The 19,081-nt window shown below is 68.5% G+C and carries 15 protein-coding genes and 1 tRNA gene; 7 read left to right on the top strand and 9 right to left on the bottom strand.

Going from position 1 to position 19,081, the window contains the following annotated elements:
• Positions 1 to 21 precede the first annotated feature (21 nt).
• The gene (locus ACJ4V0_RS17570; protein ID WP_448300896.1) at positions 22 to 945 is read left to right on the top strand and encodes a dihydrodipicolinate synthase family protein; all 924 of its coding nucleotides are present in this window, start codon (positions 22 to 24) and stop codon (positions 943 to 945) included.
• A gap of 79 nt (positions 946 to 1,024) precedes the next feature.
• Here ACJ4V0_RS17570 and ACJ4V0_RS17565 read toward each other — a convergent pair whose 3' ends face one another.
• On the bottom strand, positions 1,025 to 1,345 hold the full coding sequence (locus ACJ4V0_RS17565) for a hypothetical protein (RefSeq protein ID WP_448300895.1): 321 nt from the start codon (positions 1,343 to 1,345) through the stop codon (positions 1,025 to 1,027).
• Between the two features lie 166 nt (positions 1,346 to 1,511).
• Here ACJ4V0_RS17565 and ACJ4V0_RS17560 point away from each other — a divergent pair, with 166 nt between their 5' ends.
• Entirely contained in the window at positions 1,512 to 2,102 is a 591-nt protein-coding gene (locus ACJ4V0_RS17560; protein ID WP_448300894.1) for a hypothetical protein, read from the top strand.
• A gap of 141 nt (positions 2,103 to 2,243) precedes the next feature.
• Here ACJ4V0_RS17560 and ACJ4V0_RS17555 read toward each other — a convergent pair whose 3' ends face one another.
• The 6 genes from ACJ4V0_RS17555 to ACJ4V0_RS17530 form a co-directional block, all read right to left on the bottom strand.
• The gene (locus tag ACJ4V0_RS17555; RefSeq protein WP_448300893.1) at positions 2,244 to 2,576 is read right to left on the bottom strand and encodes a hypothetical protein; all 333 of its coding nucleotides are present in this window, start codon (positions 2,574 to 2,576) and stop codon (positions 2,244 to 2,246) included.
• 86 nt (positions 2,577 to 2,662) lie between these two features.
• Positions 2,663 to 2,739 (bottom strand) — tRNA-Pro (locus tag ACJ4V0_RS17550).
• Positions 2,740 to 2,753: 14 nt separating this feature from the next.
• Positions 2,754 to 3,992: an O-antigen ligase family protein gene (locus tag ACJ4V0_RS17545; protein ID WP_448300892.1), complete on the bottom strand. Its 1,239-nt coding sequence runs from the start codon at positions 3,990 to 3,992 to the stop codon at positions 2,754 to 2,756.
• Positions 3,989 to 5,500 (bottom strand): undecaprenyl-phosphate glucose phosphotransferase, encoded by a 1,512-nt coding sequence (locus ACJ4V0_RS17540; protein WP_448300891.1) that lies wholly within the window; start codon positions 5,498 to 5,500, stop codon positions 3,989 to 3,991. The genes ACJ4V0_RS17545 and ACJ4V0_RS17540 overlap by 4 nt, the downstream gene beginning before the upstream one ends.
• 130 nt (positions 5,501 to 5,630) lie before the next feature.
• Positions 5,631 to 6,749: a glycosyltransferase family 4 protein gene (locus ACJ4V0_RS17535; RefSeq protein ID WP_448300890.1), complete on the bottom strand. Its 1,119-nt coding sequence runs from the start codon at positions 6,747 to 6,749 to the stop codon at positions 5,631 to 5,633.
• A 4-nt stretch (positions 6,750 to 6,753) separates the two neighbouring features.
• Positions 6,754 to 7,374 (bottom strand): polysaccharide biosynthesis/export family protein, encoded by a 621-nt coding sequence (locus tag ACJ4V0_RS17530; RefSeq protein ID WP_448300889.1) that lies wholly within the window; start codon positions 7,372 to 7,374, stop codon positions 6,754 to 6,756.
• A 163-nt stretch (positions 7,375 to 7,537) separates the two neighbouring features.
• Here ACJ4V0_RS17530 and ACJ4V0_RS17525 point away from each other — a divergent pair, with 163 nt between their 5' ends.
• Entirely contained in the window at positions 7,538 to 9,676 is a 2,139-nt protein-coding gene (locus ACJ4V0_RS17525) for a GumC family protein (protein ID WP_448300888.1), read from the top strand.
• A gap of 4 nt (positions 9,677 to 9,680) precedes the next feature.
• Here the strand turns inward: ACJ4V0_RS17525 and ACJ4V0_RS17520 are convergent, their stop codons facing one another.
• Positions 9,681 to 10,880: a GNAT family N-acetyltransferase gene (locus tag ACJ4V0_RS17520; protein ID WP_448300887.1), complete on the bottom strand. Its 1,200-nt coding sequence runs from the start codon at positions 10,878 to 10,880 to the stop codon at positions 9,681 to 9,683.
• A 116-nt stretch (positions 10,881 to 10,996) separates the two neighbouring features.
• On the opposite strand from ACJ4V0_RS17520, the gene ACJ4V0_RS17515 reads away from it, so the two are divergent.
• The 4 genes from ACJ4V0_RS17515 (at position 10,997) to dnaE (ending at position 17,880) form a co-directional block, all read left to right on the top strand.
• Positions 10,997 to 12,052 (top strand): polysaccharide deacetylase family protein, encoded by a 1,056-nt coding sequence (locus ACJ4V0_RS17515; protein WP_448300886.1) that lies wholly within the window; start codon positions 10,997 to 10,999, stop codon positions 12,050 to 12,052.
• Positions 12,053 to 12,160: 108 nt separating this feature from the next.
• Positions 12,161 to 13,429, top strand: a complete 1,269-nt coding sequence (locus tag ACJ4V0_RS17510; RefSeq protein ID WP_448300885.1) for a lipoprotein-releasing ABC transporter permease subunit — start codon at positions 12,161 to 12,163, stop codon at positions 13,427 to 13,429.
• Complete coding sequence (locus tag ACJ4V0_RS17505) at positions 13,422 to 14,120, top strand: ABC transporter ATP-binding protein (RefSeq protein WP_448300884.1); 699 nt, start codon at positions 13,422 to 13,424, stop codon at positions 14,118 to 14,120. The genes ACJ4V0_RS17510 and ACJ4V0_RS17505 overlap by 8 nt, the downstream gene beginning before the upstream one ends.
• Positions 14,121 to 14,430: 310 nt before the next feature.
• Positions 14,431 to 17,880 (top strand): DNA polymerase III subunit alpha, encoded by a 3,450-nt coding sequence (dnaE, locus tag ACJ4V0_RS17500; protein WP_448300955.1) that lies wholly within the window; start codon positions 14,431 to 14,433, stop codon positions 17,878 to 17,880.
• Between the two features lie 27 nt (positions 17,881 to 17,907).
• Here dnaE and ACJ4V0_RS17495 read toward each other — a convergent pair whose 3' ends face one another.
• Complete coding sequence (locus ACJ4V0_RS17495; protein ID WP_448300883.1) at positions 17,908 to 19,077, bottom strand: aminotransferase; 1,170 nt, start codon at positions 19,075 to 19,077, stop codon at positions 17,908 to 17,910.
• Between the last annotated feature and the right edge of the window lie 4 nt (positions 19,078 to 19,081).

Raw genomic sequence — 19,081 nt, 5'->3', positions numbered from 1 at the left:
AGGTCCAGGGAGGTCTAGCCCATGTCGTTCCAGCGCCCGTATCGCGGCGTCTTTCCCGTCGCTCCGACGATCTTCCACGCCGACGGCACGCTCGATCTCGAGGGCCAGCGCCGCTGCATCGATTTCATGATCGATGCCGGCTCGCAGGGTCTGTGCATCCTCGCCAACTTCTCCGAGCAGTTCGTGCTGACGGATGCCGAGCGCGAGACCGTGATGGATGCGGTGCTCGACCATGTGGCGGGACGGGTGCCTGTGATCGTCACGACGACGCACTTTGCCAGCCATATCTGTGCCGAGCGGTCGCGGAGCGCGCAGGAGCGCGGCGCGGCGATGGTGATGATCATGCCGCCCTATCACGGCGCGACGTTCCGGGTGGGCGAAGCGGCGATCGAGGCCTTCTTCCGCAAGGTATCCGACGCCATCTCCATCCCGATCATGATCCAGGATGCGCCGGTCGCCGGCACGCCGCTGTCGCCGGCCTTCCTGGCAAGGCTCGCGCGCGAGATCGGGAACGTCGCCTATTTCAAGATCGAGGTGGCGCAGGCGGCGGCCAAGCTCCGGGCGATTCTCGAACTCGGCGGCAGCGCCATCGAGGGGCCATGGGACGGCGAGGAGGCGATCACCCTGATGGCCGATCTCGACGCCGGCGCGACCGGATCGATGACCGGGGGCGGCTATCCCGACGGGATCCGCACCATCATCGATCCCTATCTCGCCGGCGACCGGGAGGCGGCCAAGACGGCCTATGAGCGCTGGCTGCCGCTGATCAACTACGAGAATCGCCAGTGCGGGCTGGCGGCGGCCAAGATTCTGATGAAGGAGGGCGGCGTCATCGGTTCGGCGGCCGTGCGCCACCCGCTGGAACTGCCCCATCCGGCGGCGCAGGCGGGATTGATCGAACTGGCGCGTGACCGCGACGCCATGGTCCTGCGCTGGGGCCGGTAAGGGCCGGCGAAGCCCTTCTCGACGGGTTCGTCCGGTCGTCAGCAGGGGAAATCAGCCCGTACTAGGACCGCGGGCGGCCTCAGCGCGTCGCCGGCGCCGGTGCCGGCGGGTTGGGGACGCCTCCCGAAGCCGGGCTGCGCGGGTCGGTCGACGGATCGACCTCGACGGCCTCCAGTCCCTCCTCGCGCTTCTCGGGATCGGGGATCGGGCGACCCTCATGGCCGGCCTCGACGCCCTGGGCCTGCTCGTCGTCGGCGGTCATGCCGCCGCCCGAGGATCCGCCGGCCGAACTCGCCCCGCCCATGCCCCCGTCCTGCTGGGCAGGCGGTACCTGGGCGGCCGACGGCAGCGCCGAAAACGCAAAAAGCAGGGCGGTGAGGGCGGTGCGGCGGGCGATCATGAGGGCTCTCCTTGGTTTCATCTGAACCGATGGGGAGGCTCAAGGTTCCCCGACGCCTGCCGCGCGCGTCGAACCACAGCTCCCTGCACCGGTCGAGCGATGTGAGCCGGCCGGCGCACCGCTGCGTAGATCGAACGACTGTTTGGCGAGGCACAGGAGAGCGAACATGCCCCATCCGACTGCCGCCGGACCGATCGAGCGATACCGCCGCTATGCGGGGCATTCCGATCCACGGACGGCCGCTGCGAACACGGTGGCGATGCTGGTCGCCTCGAACCAGCCCTTCTACCCGCTCTATCTCTCCTGGGCCGTCTCGCCGACGATCTGGCCGGCCTTCGTGACCTTCCTGTCGACGCCGCTCTTCCTAGCGGTCCCGGCTCTGGCGCGACGCGATTCCCTGCTCGGCCGCGCGGGCCTCCTGGTCGCCGGCATCGGCAACACGCTGTTGTGCCGGTTCATGTTCGGCGCGTCGTCCGGCGTCGACGCCTTCCTCATGCCCTGCATCGTGCTGGCGATCCTGCTGTTCCGCAGGCACGAACGCAGGATCGGCTTTGCCTTCGCTGCGGCCTGCTACGGGATCTACCTTCTGCCAGACGCGTGGCTTGGGGCGCCGTTCCACATCTACGGACCGGACGAGATCGCAGCGTTCCAGCGCCTCAATTTCCTCAGCGCGGCCGGCCTCACGGCGGTCGTCGCGCTGATGTTCGCGAATGCCTTCGAGGACACCCCGGAGAAACGGGCCAGTCCGGCCGGTTGACTGGGAACACCGGGCCGTTCGTGGGGGCACCCATGCCATGAACGGCCGGAAGCGATCGGTTCCACACGCGAAAACGCACACGGCGCGAATCCCTTTGGGACCCGCGCCGCGGCAGTTATCGAGAGTGAAGGCGTATCGGCGTCAGGGCGCCTGGCGCGGCGGGGTCGAACCGGTGGTCGCCGGATCGGGAGCCGGCTGCTGGGCCGGAGCCGGAGCAGTCGTCTGCGTCGGGGCCGGCGCGCTCGTCTGCGTCACGGGCGACGTCGGGTTGCCGGGGTTGCCCCCCATCATCGAGAAAATGACGATACCGAGGACGAGAACGGCGGCGAGGCCGCCGATCAGCCCCCAGTTGTTGGCGGTGCCACGGGCAAGCCGCGGATCCGTCGGCGGGTCGAGGTCGGGGCGGCGGCCGCCGTCGAGGCGGGTCGGTTCGAGAGCGATGCGGTCGGGATCGCGGGGGTCGTGATGGGTCATGACAGAAGTCCTCCTGCCAAATGAACCCGCGGGGCTTCCGACAGTTCCGCCCTGAACCGAAACCAACGTGGCGATGTGAGGGAAATTGGTCGGAGTGAGAGGATTCGAACCTCCGACCCCTTGCACCCCATGCAAGTGCGCTACCGGGCTGCGCTACACTCCGACCGTGCGGGGGATTTAGGACGTTTCGCGCGCCGCCGCAACCCGCTTGGCGATGGCCAGTCCCCAGAGAAGTCCGCCGAGCACCCAGAAATGTCGCCAGTGGTCGGTATCGATGATCTTTCCCTCGAAAGCGAGGCCGCAGAAAGTGGCGAAGACGGCGATGGTGATCGGCTGCCAGTGCGTGCGCATCAGCGATGCGGCAAGACCCACTGCGAGCGTCAGCCCGACGAGGACGTGATAGGCGATACCGCCTGTCCAGCCGCCCGCCATGAAGGAGTTCAGATAAACGTTGTGGGCGTCTTCGGGGAAAAAGCGGGTGAACTGCAGAGGTCCGATGCCCATCGGCCGGTCCAGGGCCATCTGCCAGCCATAGGCATGGCGGCCGAACCGGCCCATCGGGCCGGCATCGTAGCTCTGGTTGAAATTCGCCCGCTCCTTCATCAACTCCGCCACCTTGTCGATGGACAGAAGAACGCCGACGAGGGCCGCGAGCAGCAGGAGACCGGCGCAGACGACCGCGAGAATGCGGATGCGCTCGGCCGTCGACCGTGCGGTGACGAACATCAGACCGGTCATGATCGCCGCTGACAGCGCGAAATGGACCCAGGCGCCGCGCGAAAACGACAGCAGCAAACCGACGAGCAGAACAGCGAAGACGCCGCCGGCCCGGACCATCGCGCCGGCATGGCCGCGGTAGAAGGCCTGCATGGCCACGATCATCGGCAGAATGAGGAAGGGCCCGAATACATTTGGATCGTTGAACGTGCCCTTGGCGCGGCCATAGAGGGTGAACAGGTCGAAGGCCTTGGGGAACAGGCGGAAATACCCGGCGATTCCCGCCACCGCCGCAATCAGGGCGGCCAGCGTCCAGGCCCGGATGATGATCGACATGCGCGCGTCGGTCTCCTCCGCCGCGATCACGGCGAAGAAGATCATGGTGAGGGCGAGATACCAGGAGACCGCGAGCCAGGGCGCGACCTTGGTCGCCCCGAGGACGGGGATGCCGGCGGTCGTCAGCCCGAGACAATAGACGATGAGGACGAGGACGAGCGGCGCGTGGACCGCACGCAGTCTCAGTCCGCCCGTGAGCGCGAAGACGCCGATGGCGATGAGCGCGCCGATCTCGTAGGGAGAAGGCTCGGCGAAGACGAAGGCGCCGCCCACCAGCATGAGCCAGAGGGCGGCGCGGCGAAGCGGCTCTTTACCGTCGCGGGCGATCCCCCCGGCGCGGGGCGAGGGGATGGCGAGGGTCAAAACGCGTTCTCGCGGTGCCGTGCGAGGGACAGCGGCGTCTTGGCGAGGATGTAGAGGTCGAAGAGCACCGACCAGTTTTCGATGTAGTAGAGGTCGTGCTCGACGCGGCGCTGGATCTTTTCCGGCGTGTCGGTCTCGCCGCGCCAGCCGTTGATCTGCGCCCAGCCGGTGATGCCGGGCTTCACCTTATGGCGGGCGAAATAGCCGTCGACCACGTCGTCGTAGAGCTTGTCGGCGGCCTTGGCATGGGCGGCGTGGGGCCTGGGGCCGACCAGCGACAGGTTGCCGTAGAAGACAACGTTGAAGAGCTGCGGCAGTTCGTCGATCGAGGTCTTGCGGATGAAGCGGCCGACGCGGGTGACGCGCGGATCGCCCTTGGTCACGAGCCTGGAGGCGGTCGCATCGCTCATGTCGGTGTACATAGAGCGGAACTTGAAGACCTCGATCATCTCGTTGTTGAAGCCGTAGCGCTTCTGACGGAAGAACACCGGCCCCTTCGAATCGAGCTTCACGGCGATGGCCGTCAGGATGAAGATCGGCGACAGGGCGATGAGGGCCGCGGTTCCGACGATCTTGTCGAAGACCCATTTCATCACGATGTCCCAGTCCTGGATCGGCTTGTCGAAGACGTCGAGGACCGGAACGTTGCCGATGTAGGAATAGGCGCGCGGACGGAAGCGCAGCTTGGCGGTGTGGGCGGCGAGGCGGATGTCCACCGGCAGCACCCAGAGCTTGCGCAGCATTTCGAGGACGCGCTTCTCGGCCGACATCGGAATGGTGACGATGACGAGGTCGACGCGCGTGCGGCGGGCGAATTCGAGGAGATCGTCGACGCTGCCGAGCTTCGGCACATGGGCGGCGTGGGCCGGCGAACGGTCGTCGGTGCGGTCGTCGAAGGTGCCGCAGATGGTGACGTCGGAATCGGACTGGGCGAGGATGGAGCGGATCAGTTCCTCTGCCGGCTCGCCGCCGCCGACGACGACGGCGCGGCGCTGCAGGCGACCGGCGCGCGACCAGGTGCGGACGACCTGGGCGAGTGCGACGCGCAGGCTGGTCAGGACCACGAGGCCGGAAAGGTACCAGGCGCCGAGCCAGACGCGGGAGAGTTCCTCGCCGGTCTTGAGGAAGAAGGCGATGGCGACTGCCCCGAGGAAGACCAGCGACCAGGCGAGGAACAGCCGACCGAACTGGGCGACATGGGTGCGGAAGACGTGGATGTCGTAGAGGCCGGCGGTCTGGAACGCGGCGAGGGCCAGCGATGCCAGTCCGAACAGGCCGACGGTGGACGGCCACTGGACGCCGTGAACCGGATAGACCCAGCCCATGTAGATCGTCGCGCCGAGCGCCAGCACAACGACGAACTCGACGAGGCGGACGACTCCGGCGAGCACGACCGATGAGTAGACTGGACCGATGGCCTCGTCGGCGATGCGGGTGGCAAGGTCCGAAAGAGGTCTGTGCCCCTCGCTCGCCGGCCTTGCCGGGGGCGCGGATTCGGCCGCCTTCATGATGTCTCGTCCCGTAAAGCCCAACATGATCGGGATCCCCTTCGCGCCCGGCCGGCGCGTGACGCGTCCTGCGGTGAAGCAGGATTAACCGCCAAAGGTTGCTTTTCGCTTGATCCTGTCGAGACGATGCTCAGCGAGCCTGCGCCAGCGCGTCGCGATAGGCCGCGAGAACGCCGTCGGTCATGGCGGTGACGGAAAAGCCGGCCTGGACCCGCTCCTTCAGCCGCGCGGCGAGGGACAGCGTCTCGTCCCAGTCCCCGAAGGCCTGGCTGACGGCGGCCGCTAGCGCCCAGTCGCTGCCGGGCGGCACGAGCCGGTCGGCATCGGGGCCGAGTATCTCGCCAATGCCGCCGACGGCGCTGGCCAGCAGGGGCAGGCCGGCCGCTCCCGCCTCGAGGACGATGTAGGGCAGGGATTCCGCGCGCGAGGGGATGACGAGGAGCCTGCCGCGGCTAAAGGCCTCGCGCGCCGGCATGGCGCCGGTGAAGGTCACGTGAGAGGCAAGACCTGCCGCCGACACCTGCTGGCGGAAGGCGGCCGCGTCGGGTCCATCGCCGACGATGGTGGCCGACAGGCGCTGGCCGCGCCCGTGCAGCAGGGCGATGGCGTCGATCAGGACATCGACGCCCTTCAGCTTGCGCAACTCGCCGATGAAGAGGAGGTCGGTGGCGTCGGCGCGCGGCGGGACCGGCGCGAACTCGCCCTCGCTGACGCCGTTGTGCACGACCCGCACCAGCCCCTTCGGCTTGCAGACTTTGGCGGCGAAGGCGTTGAACCCGTAGAGGCTTTCGAACAGGAACAGGTCGGTGCGGGCGGCGAGGATACGCTCGAGCGTCAGATAGACAAGGCCGACGGGGGTCGAACGCGAGTAGTGCAGGCTTCCGCCGTGCGGCGTATAGACCTTCACCCGCGATCCGCCGGCGAGCCGGGCGAAGGCCCCGCCCTTGGAGCCGTGACCGTGGACGACGTCCACCGCATGGTCCGACAGGACACGGCCGACCGCGCAGCCGGCGGACCAGTCGGCGGCGCCGAGTTCGCGGCTCATCGGCACCCGCGTCAGCCCGAGCGCGAGAAGGGGCTTCAATCCCTCGAAGATGGCCTCGGCCCTGTCGCCGCCTGTCGAGGCGTCCGCCACAATGCCGATCCGGTGGCCGCGCGCGGCCTGTTCGCCGGCCAGGTCGACGACGTGGCGGAACAGCCCGCCGACCGGCGCGCGCATGACATGGACGATGGACAGCGGAGCGCCCAAGGCGTCAGAACCAGCGTTCGCGCACCACCACGGTGTCGCCGGGGGCGAGCGGGTGGGTCAGCGGCACGTCGGCGCGGTAGAGCTGGCCGTTGAGCTTGCGCGTGACCTCGATGCTCCAGCGGTTGGCGCGGGGCGTGAACCCGCCGGCAATGGCGATGGCGTTCTGCGCCGTCATGCCGGTGACGAAGGGAAACTGCCCGCCGGCCGCCACCTCGCCCATGATGAAGAAGGGCCTGTAGGTCTCGACCTCGACGGAGACGCTGGGATCGCGGATGAAGCCGCCGCGCAGGCGTGCGGCGATGTCCCGGGCCAGCACCTCGGTGGAGCGTCCCGTCACGGGGACGGTGCCGATCAGCGGCATCGCAATGGTTCCCGCCGCGTCGACGGCATAGGAATTGGTCAGGCCTTCCTGGCCGAAGACCACCACGCGCACACGGTCGCCGGTGTCGAGCAGGTAGGGTCCGCGCGGCATGATCTGCTCGTGCGGCACGAGCGAACCGCGGGGATCGACCGGTCCGACGGTTCCGCGCGTCGTATCGACCAGTGTTCCCGGTCCGGCGGCGGGGCGGCCGGCGCACCCGGCAAGGATCAGCGCCGTCGCCGAAACGAGCAGGATAGAGCGCATGACGCCGGCACCTCGGGACTGAAGGGTCAACATGGCGCGATCATCGACGGACGTGGTTAAGAAAGGCTGAGCGCGGCGGACATCGCATCCGGGCAATTAACGCGATGGCAACCCTAATGATTTCTGATGGCCTCAAGGGTGAGTTCCGGAGGCGGCGACAGACATGCATGGGGCAGGCGAACGGACACGCGCCGTTTCCGGGAGGCCTTCGCTGGTCGACCTCGACCTGGCGGGGCTTGCGCGGTCGATCTGGGCGCGCCGGCTCTGGATCGCCGTGCCGACCCTCCTTGCCCTGGGGGGCAGTTTCGCCGCTGTCAGCCTGACCACGCCGACCTACCGCTCGGAAGCGCGAATCCTCGTGGAGAACGGCGAGAGCGCCTATACCCGCCCCGACATCGACCGGTCCGGTTCGGCCGATCGCGCCGCCGTGGATCAGGAGGCCGTGCTCAGCCAGGTCCAGCTCATCCTGTCGCGCGATGTCGGCAAGGCTGTGGCGCTGCAGCTCGATCTCTCCCGCAAGCCCGAGTTCGACCCTGCGCTGCGCAGCTTCAATCCGATCAAGCAGGTGCTGATGCTTCTGGGGCTGGCGGAGCACCCGCTCAGCATGACCGCCGAGGAGCGGGTGCTGCGCAGCTACTTCGAAAAGCTGACCGCCTATCAGGTCGACAAGTCGCGCATCATCGCCATCCAGTTCGAATCGCATGATCCGGCACTGGCCGCCGAGGCCGCCAATGTCGTCGTCGCGAAGTTCATCGAGGCGCAGCAGACCAACAAGCGCAGCCAGACGCGCAATGCCAGCGAGTGGCTCTCCGGCGAGGTCGACGGTCTGCGCCGCAAGGTGGAGGAGGCCGAAGGGCGGGTCGAGAGCTTCCGCGCGCGGGCGAACCTCTTCGTCGGCTCCAACAACACGAGCCTCACAGCCCAGCAGCTCGCCGAGGTGAACAGCCAGATCGCCTCCGCGCGCGCGCAGCAGTCGGATGCGCAGACCCGCGCGCGCCTGCTGCGCGATTTCCTGAGGTCCGGCCGCCCGATCGAGGCCGGCGACATCCTCAACTCCGAGATCATCCGCCGCCTGAACGAGCAGCGCGCCGCGGTTCTCGCCCAATTGGCCGAACAGTCCTCGACGCTCGGGCCCCGCCACCCCCGGATCGCCGAGCTGCGGGCCCAGCGCGCCAATCTTGAAGGCCAGGTCCGGTCGGAGGCCGAGAAGCTCGTGCGCGTGCTGGAGAACGATGCGCGCTTCGCAGGCGCGCGCGTGGAGGCGCTGCAGCAGAATCTCGACCAGGCCAAGAAGCAGGCGAGCGAAGCGAGCGAGCAGGAGGTGCAGTTGCGCGTGCTGGAGCGCGAGGCGAAATCTCTGCGCGACCAGCTCGAATCGCTCCTCGGCCGCTATCGCGACGCCTCCGCCCGCGACACGCTGACCAACCTGCCCACCGACGCCCGGGTCATCTCGCGGGCGCAGGTGTCGAACATTCCGGCCTTCCCGAAGAAGCTGCCGACGATCCTCATCGTGACGCTCGGCACCTTCATTCTCGCCATCGCGACCGTGGCGACGCTCGCCCTGCTCGCCGGCGCGCCGGCCGAGGCGGATCGCAGCGACGAGGCGGAGCTCGACGGGCAGGAGGCCGCTGACGACCTCGCTTCGCCCCATGACCTCGCCGCTTCGCCGCCGCTCGCGGCCGAATCGGACGCCTTCGAACCAGACCTTGCCTCCGTCCCCCAGCCCGACAGCATCGCGGCCCTGGCCGGGATGCTCGATCCTGGGCCGGAGCGGGGTGCGAGCCGCCGCACGCTCGTCATCGCCACCCGCAATGCGCTCGCCGCGAGCGGCGTCGGTCTCGCCCTCGGCAGGCAACTGGCCGAGGCGGGCCGCCGGGTGGTCATGGTCGATATCGATCCCGAGGACGCGCCGCTGTCGGGCCTTGCCGGCCCGGTCGCCCCCGGACTGTCCGACTTCGCCGCCGGGGCCGTGGGCTTCGGCGCCATTCTGCATCAGGACCCGTTGTCCGCGGCCCATCTGGTGCCGGCCGGCGGCATGGGACGGCCGCCATCGGAGATCGTCGAGTTCGCCGTGGCGGCGCTGGCGCGCAGCTACGAGGCCGTCGTGATCGTGGCGGGGCGTCTGCCGGCCGGGACCGGCGACTTCGATGCGCTCGCCGCGCTCGCCGATGATGCGGTCGTCGTCACCGAGGAGCCGGCGAGCGATGCCGGTGTCCAGTCCGCCTATGCGCGGCTGACCGGAGCAGGCCTGAAGCCGGTGGTGGTGATGCTCGCCGCCGAGGACGAGGTGGTCGCGGCCTGACCGGTCAGGCCGCGGAGCGTCCGCGCAGGCGCCGGGCCTTGACGATCAGCGGCCACAGCCACGCAGACTGCTTGGCGCGGCGCTTCAGGCTTCCGACCGCTGTGAAAGCCCGCGCCGCGAGCGCGCCCTTCCATGACACGGCAATCGACTGGTCGAACAGGGGATCGACCCCGTCGCAGATGTTCGACTTGTAGTCGGCTTCTCCCGCGCCGAGATCGAAGACCGTCAGCCCGCGGGCGCAGCAGTCGCGGATGAGGTGATGGAGGAGCAGTTCGCCCGGGCTCTCGTGCCGCACGTCGCCCGGCGCCATGGCGTTGAACATGCCGGAGTAGCGTCCGTTGGCAATGCAGCCGCCGAACAGGGCGACGATTTCGTCTCCGACCTTCAGGGCGCAGAGTTCGATCGCCGGACGCGGACCCGACGCAGCCTCGATGATGAAATCGCGCATGCCGGGGACATCGAAGACGTTGGGAATGCCGAGTTCGGCGAAACGCGCCGCCTTGTAGGCGAGGAAGGCGTCGGTGAAGCGGGCAATGGTCGCAGCATCGCCGGCGACGGCGAAGGTAACCGGCCCGATCTCCGCGAGATTGCGCTCCTTCTTGCGCATCTTGCGCCGCGACGAGGCGGAGACGACGCGCTCGAGCACGGCGTCGGCGTCGGGGCCGAGCGCCAGATGGTAGCCGAAGGACGGGGAGGGCCGGTGCGGCAGCAGGGCGAGCGGATTGGCGAGGCCCGCCCAGGAGACCGGCTGGTTGGTCAGTTCGAAGAGGTCGATGGGGTGCGGAGACCGGGCGGCGATGGCGCGGAAGGCCGCCGCGAGCTCGGCGGCGCCCAGCGTCCGGGCAAAGGCCGGCCGCCACAGTCCCATGGCGAAGTTGGCGTGCTTGCCGCCGATGAACGAGGCGACCGCGAGGCCGCGCCGCCGGACGATGGCGAAGGGCAGCAGCGCCTGCGCCGTGCCGCCGGTATCGGCGATGACCGCGATGCAGCCGTCGGCGCCGTCGCCGAGATGACGCTGGAAGGTCTCCTGCCAGGCGAGGCGCTGGTAGCCGCTGAGCGGGGCCTCCGCCTCCAGCGCCAGCCAGTCGTCGTGGGCCGCGGCGAAATTGTCGACGACCCGAACGGCGAAGGGGGCAGCCTCTCCGGCCACGCTCTGGTCGCAGGGCAGGGGCCGGCCGGCCATCGGTTCGGCGATCGCGCTCATGGGGTTCGGCCTCGCTGCAATGTGAGCAGGCTGTCAAAGAAGTCTCAAGAAATGGTTGGCACCATGCCGATGAGGGAATTGCGCGTGGCGCAATGCGGTGGAGGAGCGTCGCCCGGATGAGCGGCTTGCGGATGTCCGTCTTCAAGGCCGGTCTGGAGGCGCTGTACCTGACAGGTGCGCACCGGATGCTGCGTCCCTACGTCGGCGGCGTCGGAGCGATCCTGATGCTCCATCACGTGCGGCCCGCCGAGCCGCGCGATTTCGCTCCCAATGCGCTGCTGGAAGTGACCCCCGAGTTTCTCGAGGGCGTGATCGGGCGGGTGCGCGCCGGCGGGTTCGACATCGTCTCGCTCGACGAGGCGCACGACCGGCTCGTCGCCGGGGACGAGGGGCGCCCCTTCGTCGCCTTCACCTTCGACGACGGCTACCGCGACAATGCCGAGCACGCCTATCCCGTGTTGAAGCGCCATGGCGTGCCCTTCACCATCTACCTGCCGACCTCCTTCATGGATCACGACGGCGAATTGTGGTGGCTGGTGCTGGAACACACGGTCCGCACGCAGAACACCATCACCGCGGCCATCGCCGGCCAGATGGTGCATTTCGACTGTTCGACGGCGGCGCTGAAGCGCGAGGCCTATAACGAGATCTACTGGTGGCTCCGCTCGCTGCCCGAGACGGAACTCAGGGCCTATGTGCGCGACCTCTCGGCGCGCCACGGCATCGACTTCCGCGACATCTGCCGGGGCCTGTGCATGGACTGGGACGAGGTGCGGGCGCTCGCCGCCGATCCGCTCGTCACTTTCGGCGCCCATACCGTCGACCACCTGATGCTGGCGAAGTTCGCCGAGGAAAAAGTGCGGGAGGAGATGATCGAATCGCGCCGGCGCATCGAGGCCGAGCTCGGCCGTCCCGTGCTGCATTTCGCCTATCCGGTCGGCGATCCGACATCGGCCGGACCGCGCGAATTTGCGATCGCCCGCGAACTCGGCTTCAGGACGGCGGTGACGACGCGTCCCGGCGTGCTCTTTCCCGAACACCGGGACCATCTGACGGCCCTGCCGCGCGTCTCGCTGAACGGCCATTTCCAGTCGTTGCGCTATCTCGACGTGCTGCTGTCGGGCGCGCCCTTCGCCTTTTTCAACAGGTTTCGCCGCGTCAACGCGGCCTGAAGCCGGCCGTCCCGGAAATTCTGCCGCGCCCCCGTCGCGAGAAGGCCTGAATCAGATAGTTTGTGCATGACGGTCCGCGCCCTGCGGTTCGCCACACATGATCGGCCGATGTCAGAAGCCACCGGAACACGTCCCTTTTCAGCTTTCGAATGGATGCTCTCGCTGCGCTACCTCCGGGCGCGGCGCAAGGAGGGATTCATCTCGGTCATCGCCGGGTTCTCCTTCGTCGGCATCATGCTGGGCGTCGCCACGCTCATCATCGTCATGGCCGTGATGAACGGCTTCCGGAAGGAGCTGCTCGGCAAGATCCTCGGCGTGCAGGGCCACATGGTGCTGCAGCCGATCGACACGCCGCTGACCGACTATGCCGAGGCCGCCCAGCGACTGATGCGGGTGCCGGGCATCAGGCTCGCCGCCCCGGTGATCGAGGGCCAGGCGCTGGCCTCCTCGCCGTTCAACGCCGGCGGCACCATCGTGCGCGGCATGTTCGCCGCCGATCTCAAGCGCCTGCCGCTGATCTCGGCCAACATCAAGCAGGGCGGGCTCGACGATTTCGACACCACCGAGGGCGTGATGGTGGGCCAGAGGCTCGCCAATCAGCTCTCCCTCAGGCTCGGCGACATGCTGACGCTGCTGACGCCGCGCGGCAACGTGACGGCGCTGGGCACGACGCCGCGGATCAAGGCCTATCCGATCGTGGCGATCTTCGAGGTCGGCATGACCGAATACGATTCGGCCTTCGTCTTCATGCCGTTCCGGGAGGCCCAGGGCTTCTTCAACCGCGAGGGCGATGCCTCCTCCATCGAGGTCTATACCGACAACGCCGACCGCATCGACCATTACCGGCGCGTTGTCTCGGAAACGGTCGAGCGGCCGGTGTTCATCGTCGACTGGCGACAGCGCAACGCCACCTTCTTCTCGGCGCTGCAGGTCGAGCGCAACGTCATGTTCATGATCCTGACGCTGATCGTCTTCGTCGCGGCGCTCAACATCATCTCCGGCCTCATCATGCTGGTGAAGGACAAGGGGAGGGACATCGCGATCCTGAGGACCATGGGGGCGACGCGCGGCGCGGTGATGCGCATCTTCCTGATCACCGGCGCGTCCATCGGCGTTGTCGGCACGCTCGCCGGCTTCGTCCTCGGCGTCGTCGTCTGCCTCAATATCGAGAAGATCCAGGAGTTCGTCTCCTGGGCGACCGGCACGACGCTGTGGGACCCGACCGTGCGCTTCCTGACCCAGATCCCGGCCGACATGTCGACCGGCGAGACGCTGACCGTGCTGGTCATGGCGCTGGTCCTGTCGCTGCTCGCCACGCTCTACCCGTCCTGGCGGGCCGCCAAGCTCGATCCGGTCGAGGCGCTGCGCTATGAGTGAGACCGTGAGGGAAGAGGCGCCGGTCCTCTGGCTGCAGAAGGTCGAGCGCCGCTACAGCGAGGCGGGCGCGCCGCTGGAAATCCTGAAGGGCGCCGATTTCGCCATCTGGCCCGGCGAGACCGTGGCGCTGATCGCACCGTCGGGCACCGGCAAATCGACGCTGCTGCATCTGGCCGGACTGCTGGAGGCTCCCGACGGGGGTGAGGTCTTTATCAACGGGCAGGCGACCTCGTCGCTGTCGGACAAGGAGCGGACGCGGATCCGCCGCCTGGAGATCGGCTTCGTCTACCAGTTCCATCACCTGCTGCCGGAGTTCTCGGCTCTGGAGAACGTCATCCTGCCGCAGATGATCCGGGGCCTCTCCTACAAGGAGGCGAAGAACCGGGCGAGCGAGCTCCTGACCTATCTTGGTCTGGGAGAGCGGCAGACGCACCGGCCGGCCGAACTCTCGGGCGGCGAGCAGCAGCGGGTGGCGATCGCGCGGGCCGTGGCCAACGCACCGCGCATCCTGCTCGCCGACGAGCCGACCGGCAATCTCGATCCGAAGACGGCCAGTCACGTGTTTTCCGCCCTGGGCCAATTGGTGAGCGCCTCGCGCCTCGCCGCGGTCGTCGCGACCCACAACATGGACCTCGCCGCCCGGATGGACCGGCGGGTGACCATCCGCGACGGGCTGGTGGTCGAGCTGTGACAATCTTTACACTTCGGTAACGGCAAGTGTTCGCGTTGCGTTCTCGTCTCTTGCAATGAGAACAAAAAAGGAACATAGTGCCTCCACGCTCGAAAACGGGAGGACACCATGATCCGCAGTTTCATCGAAGACGCAGCCGCCCTTGTCGCCCTCGGCCTGTTCACCGGCATGCTCACCGTGTGGGCGCAGGCGCTTCAGGGGTAAGAGCCAGGGTGTGGAGAACGGTGAGGGCCGCGGCGCGGCCCTTGCAGCAGTAGCGGGGCAGGGCTCAAGGTCGATCCGGCCCGACTCGCGGCGAGCGGCCTTGTCGATGAAGGGAGAGACGGTGGCGGGTCAGGCGTTCGTGCACCTCAGGGTCCATTCCTCCTTCTCGCTGCTGGAAGGGGCGCTGACGATCGGCAAGCTCGCCAAGCTCGCCGGCCACGACCGGATGCCGGCCGTGGCGGTGACCGATACCAACAATCTCTTCGGCGCCCTCGAATTCTCCGACAAGTTGAGCAAGGAAGGCATCCAGCCCATCGTCGGGCTCACCCTCGGGGTGGATTTCGGCGATCGGGCCGTGGACCCCCGGCGCCCCAACCCCGTCGCCGGCAAGCCGCGCATCGCGCTGCTGGCGGCGACAGAGGAGGGCTATCGCAACCTGATGGCGCTCTCCTCGCGGGCCTTCATGGAGAGCCCCGACACGGCCGACGCCAGCGTGCCCTTTGCGGTGGTCGAGGCGCATGCGGCCGGCTTGATCACGCTGACCGGCGGTCCCGGCGGTCCCGTCGACCAGGCCTTCCACGACAATCAGGCGGATCTGGCGCGGGCGCGGCTGTCCCGGCTCGCCGCCCTGTTCGGCGACCGACTCTATGTCGAACTGCAGCGGCACGGTCTCGACGCGGAGCGCGCGGTCGAGCCGGACCTCATTCAGGAAGCCTATGCGCGGGGCCTGCCGCTGGTCGCCACCAACCAGTGCTTTTTCGCCTCGCTCGGCGACTACGAGAGCCACGACGCGCTGATCTCCATCGCCGAAGGGCGGGTGCTCGCCGATCCGGAGCGGCGGCAGCTGACGCCGGAGCACCGGTTCAAGACGCAGGCCGAGATGATCGCCCTCTTCGCCGACCTGCCGGAGGTGGTGGCCTCGACGGTGGAGATCGCCCGCCGCTGCCACTACCGCCCGCGCACCCGCAAGCCGATCCTGCCGAGCTTCACCGCCGAGGCGGGCGGCGAGGTGCTGGACGAGGCCGCCGAACTCGCCCGGCAGGCGCGCGAGGGGCTCGACCGGCGTCTTGCCGCCCATGGTCCGGCGCCGGGCCTGACCGAGAAGGACTATCGCGACCGCCTCGACTTCGAGCTGTCGATCATCGCCGGCATGAAGTTCCCCGGCTATTTCCTCATCGTCTCCGACTTCATCAAGTGGGCCAAGGCGCAGAACATCCCGGTCGGACCCGGCCGCGGCTCGGGCGCCGGCTCGCTGGTTGCCTATGCGCTGACCGTCACTGACCTCGACCCGCTGCGGTTCGCGCTGCTGTTCGAGCGCTTCCTCAACCCCGAGCGCGTGTCGATGCCGGACTTCGACATCGACTTCTGCCAGGATCGCCGCGATGAGGTGATCCGCTACGTGCAGGAGCGCTACGGCCGCGCCCAGGTGGCGCAGATCATCACCTTCGGCACGCTGCAGGCGCGCGGCGTGCTGCGCGACGTCGGCCGCGTGCTGGAGCTGCCCTACGGCCAGGTCGACAAGCTGTGCAAGCTGGTGCCGCAGAACCCGGCGGCGCCGATCAGCCTCGACAAGGCGATCGAGGGCGAGCCGAAGCTGCAGGCGGCGCGCGAGGAGGACCCGGTCGTCGCCCGCCTTTTCGACATTTCCGTGAAGCTGGAGGGCCTCAACCGTCACGCCTCCACCCACGCCGCCGGCCTCGTCATCGGCGACCGGCCGCTGGTCGAACTGGTGCCGCTTTATCGCGATCCGAAGACCGACATGCCGGTCACCCAGTTCAACATGAAGTGGGTCGAGCAGGCGGGCCTCGTGAAGTTCGACTTCCTCGGCCTGAAGACGCTGACCGTGCTTCAGAAGGCGGTGGATCTGATCCGCCGGCGCGGCATCGCCATCGACCTCGCGGCGATCCCGCTGGATGACGCGAAGACCTACGACATGCTGGCCCGCGGCGAGACGGTCGGGGTGTTCCAGGTGGAAAGCGCCGGCATGCGCAAGGCACTGGTCGAGATGAAGGCGAGCCGCTTCGAGGACATCATCGCCCTCGTCGCGCTCTACCGGCCCGGGCCCATGGCCAATATCCCGGTCTATTGCGCCCGCAAGCACGGGCTGGAGAAGGCCGAATATCCCCATCCGCTGCTGGAGCAGGTGCTGTCCGAGACTCACGGCATCATCGTCTATCAGGAACAGGTGATGCAGGCCGCGCAGATCCTGTCGGGCTATTCGCTGGGCGAGGCGGACCTTTTGCGCCGCGCCATGGGCAAGAAGATCAAGGCGGAGATGGACAAGCAGCGCGAGCGCTTCGTCTCCGGCTGTCTCAAGAACGGCATCACCCAGAGCAAGGCCGACGAGATCTTCGACCTGCTCGCCAAGTTCGCCGACTACGGCTTCAACAAGAGCCACGCCGCCGCCTATGCGCTGGTCTCCTATCATACGGCCTATCTGAAGGCGAATTTCCCCGTCGAGTTCATGGCGGCCTCCATGACGCTGGACCTGTCCAACACCGACAAGCTGTCCGAGTTCCGCCGCGAGGCGGTGCGCCTCGGCATTCCCGTCGATGCGCCGAGCATCAACCGTTCCGGCGTGCATTTCGACGTCGCAGAGGGGCGCATCCTCTATGCGCTGGCGGCGGTGAAGGGCGTCGGCGCGCAGGCGGTGGAGGCCGTCGTGGAGGCGCGTGGCGACAGGCCGTTCCGCGACCTCGGTGATTTCGCCCAGCGCATCAATCCGCGCATGCTCAACCGCAAGACGCTGGAGAATCTCGCCTCCGCCGGCGCCTTCGACGATCTCGAGCCGAACCGGGCGGCGGCCTCGGCCGCCATCGACCAGGTGCTGGCCGAGGCGCAGCGCCAGGCCGAGGGCAGGGCGCTCGGGCAGGACGAACTGTTCGGCGGCTCCGGCGCGCCGCTCATCCGGGTGCCGAAGGTCGAGCCCTGGCTGCCGGCGCAGAAGCTCGACGAGGAATACAAGGCCATCGGCTTCTTCCTCTCCGGCCATCCTCTGGACGACTACCAGCCGGCGCTGAAGCGCCTCAGGATCGAGCCCTTCGTGCAGTTCGCGCGCAGCGTCCGGCAGGGCGCCAGCGCCGGTCGCCTCGCCGGCGTCGTCACGGCGCGCCAGGAGCGCCGGACCAAGACCGGCAACAAGATGGGCATCGTCACCTTCTCCGATCCCTCCGGCCATTTCGAGGGCGTGCTGTTCTCCGAGGGGCTCGCCCTCTACCGCGACCTGCTGGAGCCCGGCAAGGCCGTGCTGCTGGCGGTGGGCGCGGAACTGCAGGGCGAGGAGGTGCGCGTGCGCATCCAGTCCGTCGAGCCGCTCGACGAGGCGGCGGTGCGTGTACAGAAGGGGTTCCGCGTCTTCGTGGAGAACCTCGGCGCCATCGACAGCATCGCCCGTCGCCTGCCGGGCAAGGGCGATGGCGAGGTGAGCCTGGTGATCCGGCTGGCGGAGGCAGGCAGCGAGGTGGAGGTGAAGCTGCCGGGACGTTTCGCCGTCTCACCGCAGATCGCCGGCGCCCTCAAGGCGGTGCCCGGCGTCCAGGCGGTGATGGAGATGTAGGCCGCGGGCATCCTTCCGGCAGCGCGATCAGGGCCTGAGGTCCGCCAGCCGGGCGGGCAGGGTGGAGATCGCGGCCTCGTCGGCATTGGCGAAGGCAAAGCGCAGGTGGCCGTCCTGTCCGGGGCCGAAATAGGAGCCGGGAAGGCCGAGGACGCCGCGCTCGACCGCCAGCGCCTCGGCGACGCGCTCGGCCGGGACTTCCGCAAAGGGATGGCGGACATAGGCGAAATAGGCGCCGATCGAGGCAATGTGCCAGCCGGGGCAGCGGCGCACCACGCCCTGGAAGGCGGCGATACGGGCGTTGATGGTGGTGCGCATGGTGGCGCGCCAGTCGGCCATGGCGGCGATGGCCCATGCCAGCGCCTCCTGCGCCGGGCGTGCCGCGCAGATCTGCACGCTGTCCAGCACCTTGAGGATCTGGCCCATGGCGGCGGGTCCCGCCGTGATGGCGCCGATGCGGTGGCCCGGCACCGCATAGGCCTTGGAGAAGGAGTAGAGCTGGATGACGTGGTCGCCCCAGTCCGGGGTCGTGAACAGGCCGTGGGCGCGGTTGGCGCCATTGGCGAGGAAGTCGCGATAGGTCTCGTCGACGATCAGGGCGAGGCCGCGGCGGCGTGCGAGGGCCGCGAAGGCGGCGATCACCCCTTCGGGATAGATGGCGCCGGTGGGGTTGTTCGGCGTCACCAGCACGATGGCGCGGGTGGTCGCGTCGACCAGCGCCTCGGCGGCCGCCGGGTCCGGCACGAAGCCGTCATCCGGCCGGCAGTCCAGCGCCTGCACGCCGATTCCGATCATCTGCAGGGTCATCTGGTGGTTGAAATACCAGGGCGCCGGCAGGATGACCGAGGAGCCGGGACCCGCCACGGCGAGGACCGCGGCGAGAAAGGCGAGATTGCAGCCGGCGGTGATGGCGACATCGGGGGGGCCGACATCGCCGCCATAGAGGGCGGTGACCTCGGCGGCATAGGCCTCCCGCAACGGCGCGTCGCCGAGGATGGCGCCATAGCGGGCGACGTCGGGGCGTCCGGCCGCGGCCGCCAGCCGCTCCAGCAGCGCCGCCGGGGGCGGTGAACCGGGGGCGGCCTGCGACAGGTCTATGGCGGGGCCGTGGGCCCCGTCATAGCGCGTCATCCAGGCGCGTGCGGCGGGGATGGGCGGGGTACCGGTATCGACGACGTTCGGATTGAGAGGCAGCAAGCGG

This window comes from Phreatobacter aquiterrae, from assembly GCF_053471285.1.
The sequence above is the reverse complement of the archived record's forward strand: the minus strand, read 5'-3'. Positions and strand labels throughout refer to the sequence as shown.

Excerpts from the sequence above, each read along its gene's own strand:
- ACJ4V0_RS17520 (WP_448300887.1), bottom strand. The coding sequence starts at position 10,880 with ATGAGCGCGATCGCCGAACCGATGGCCGGCCGGCCCCTGCCCTGCGAC.
- ACJ4V0_RS17505 (WP_448300884.1), top strand. The coding sequence starts at position 13,422 with ATGAGTGAGACCGTGAGGGAAGAGGCGCCGGTCCTCTGGCTGCAGAAG.
- dnaE (WP_448300955.1), top strand. The coding sequence starts at position 14,431 with ATGAAGGGAGAGACGGTGGCGGGTCAGGCGTTCGTGCACCTCAGGGTC.
- ACJ4V0_RS17560 (WP_448300894.1), top strand. The coding sequence starts at position 1,512 with ATGCCCCATCCGACTGCCGCCGGACCGATCGAGCGATACCGCCGCTAT.
- ACJ4V0_RS17555 (WP_448300893.1), bottom strand. The coding sequence starts at position 2,576 with ATGACCCATCACGACCCCCGCGATCCCGACCGCATCGCTCTCGAACCG.
- ACJ4V0_RS17510 (WP_448300885.1), top strand. The coding sequence starts at position 12,161 with ATGTCAGAAGCCACCGGAACACGTCCCTTTTCAGCTTTCGAATGGATG.
- ACJ4V0_RS17570 (WP_448300896.1), top strand. The coding sequence starts at position 22 with ATGTCGTTCCAGCGCCCGTATCGCGGCGTCTTTCCCGTCGCTCCGACG.
- ACJ4V0_RS17530 (WP_448300889.1), bottom strand. The coding sequence starts at position 7,374 with ATGCGCTCTATCCTGCTCGTTTCGGCGACGGCGCTGATCCTTGCCGGG.
- ACJ4V0_RS17540 (WP_448300891.1), bottom strand. The coding sequence starts at position 5,500 with ATGAAGGCGGCCGAATCCGCGCCCCCGGCAAGGCCGGCGAGCGAGGGG.
- ACJ4V0_RS17515 (WP_448300886.1), top strand. The coding sequence starts at position 10,997 with ATGAGCGGCTTGCGGATGTCCGTCTTCAAGGCCGGTCTGGAGGCGCTG.
- ACJ4V0_RS17565 (WP_448300895.1), bottom strand. The coding sequence starts at position 1,345 with ATGATCGCCCGCCGCACCGCCCTCACCGCCCTGCTTTTTGCGTTTTCG.
- ACJ4V0_RS17525 (WP_448300888.1), top strand. The coding sequence starts at position 7,538 with ATGCATGGGGCAGGCGAACGGACACGCGCCGTTTCCGGGAGGCCTTCG.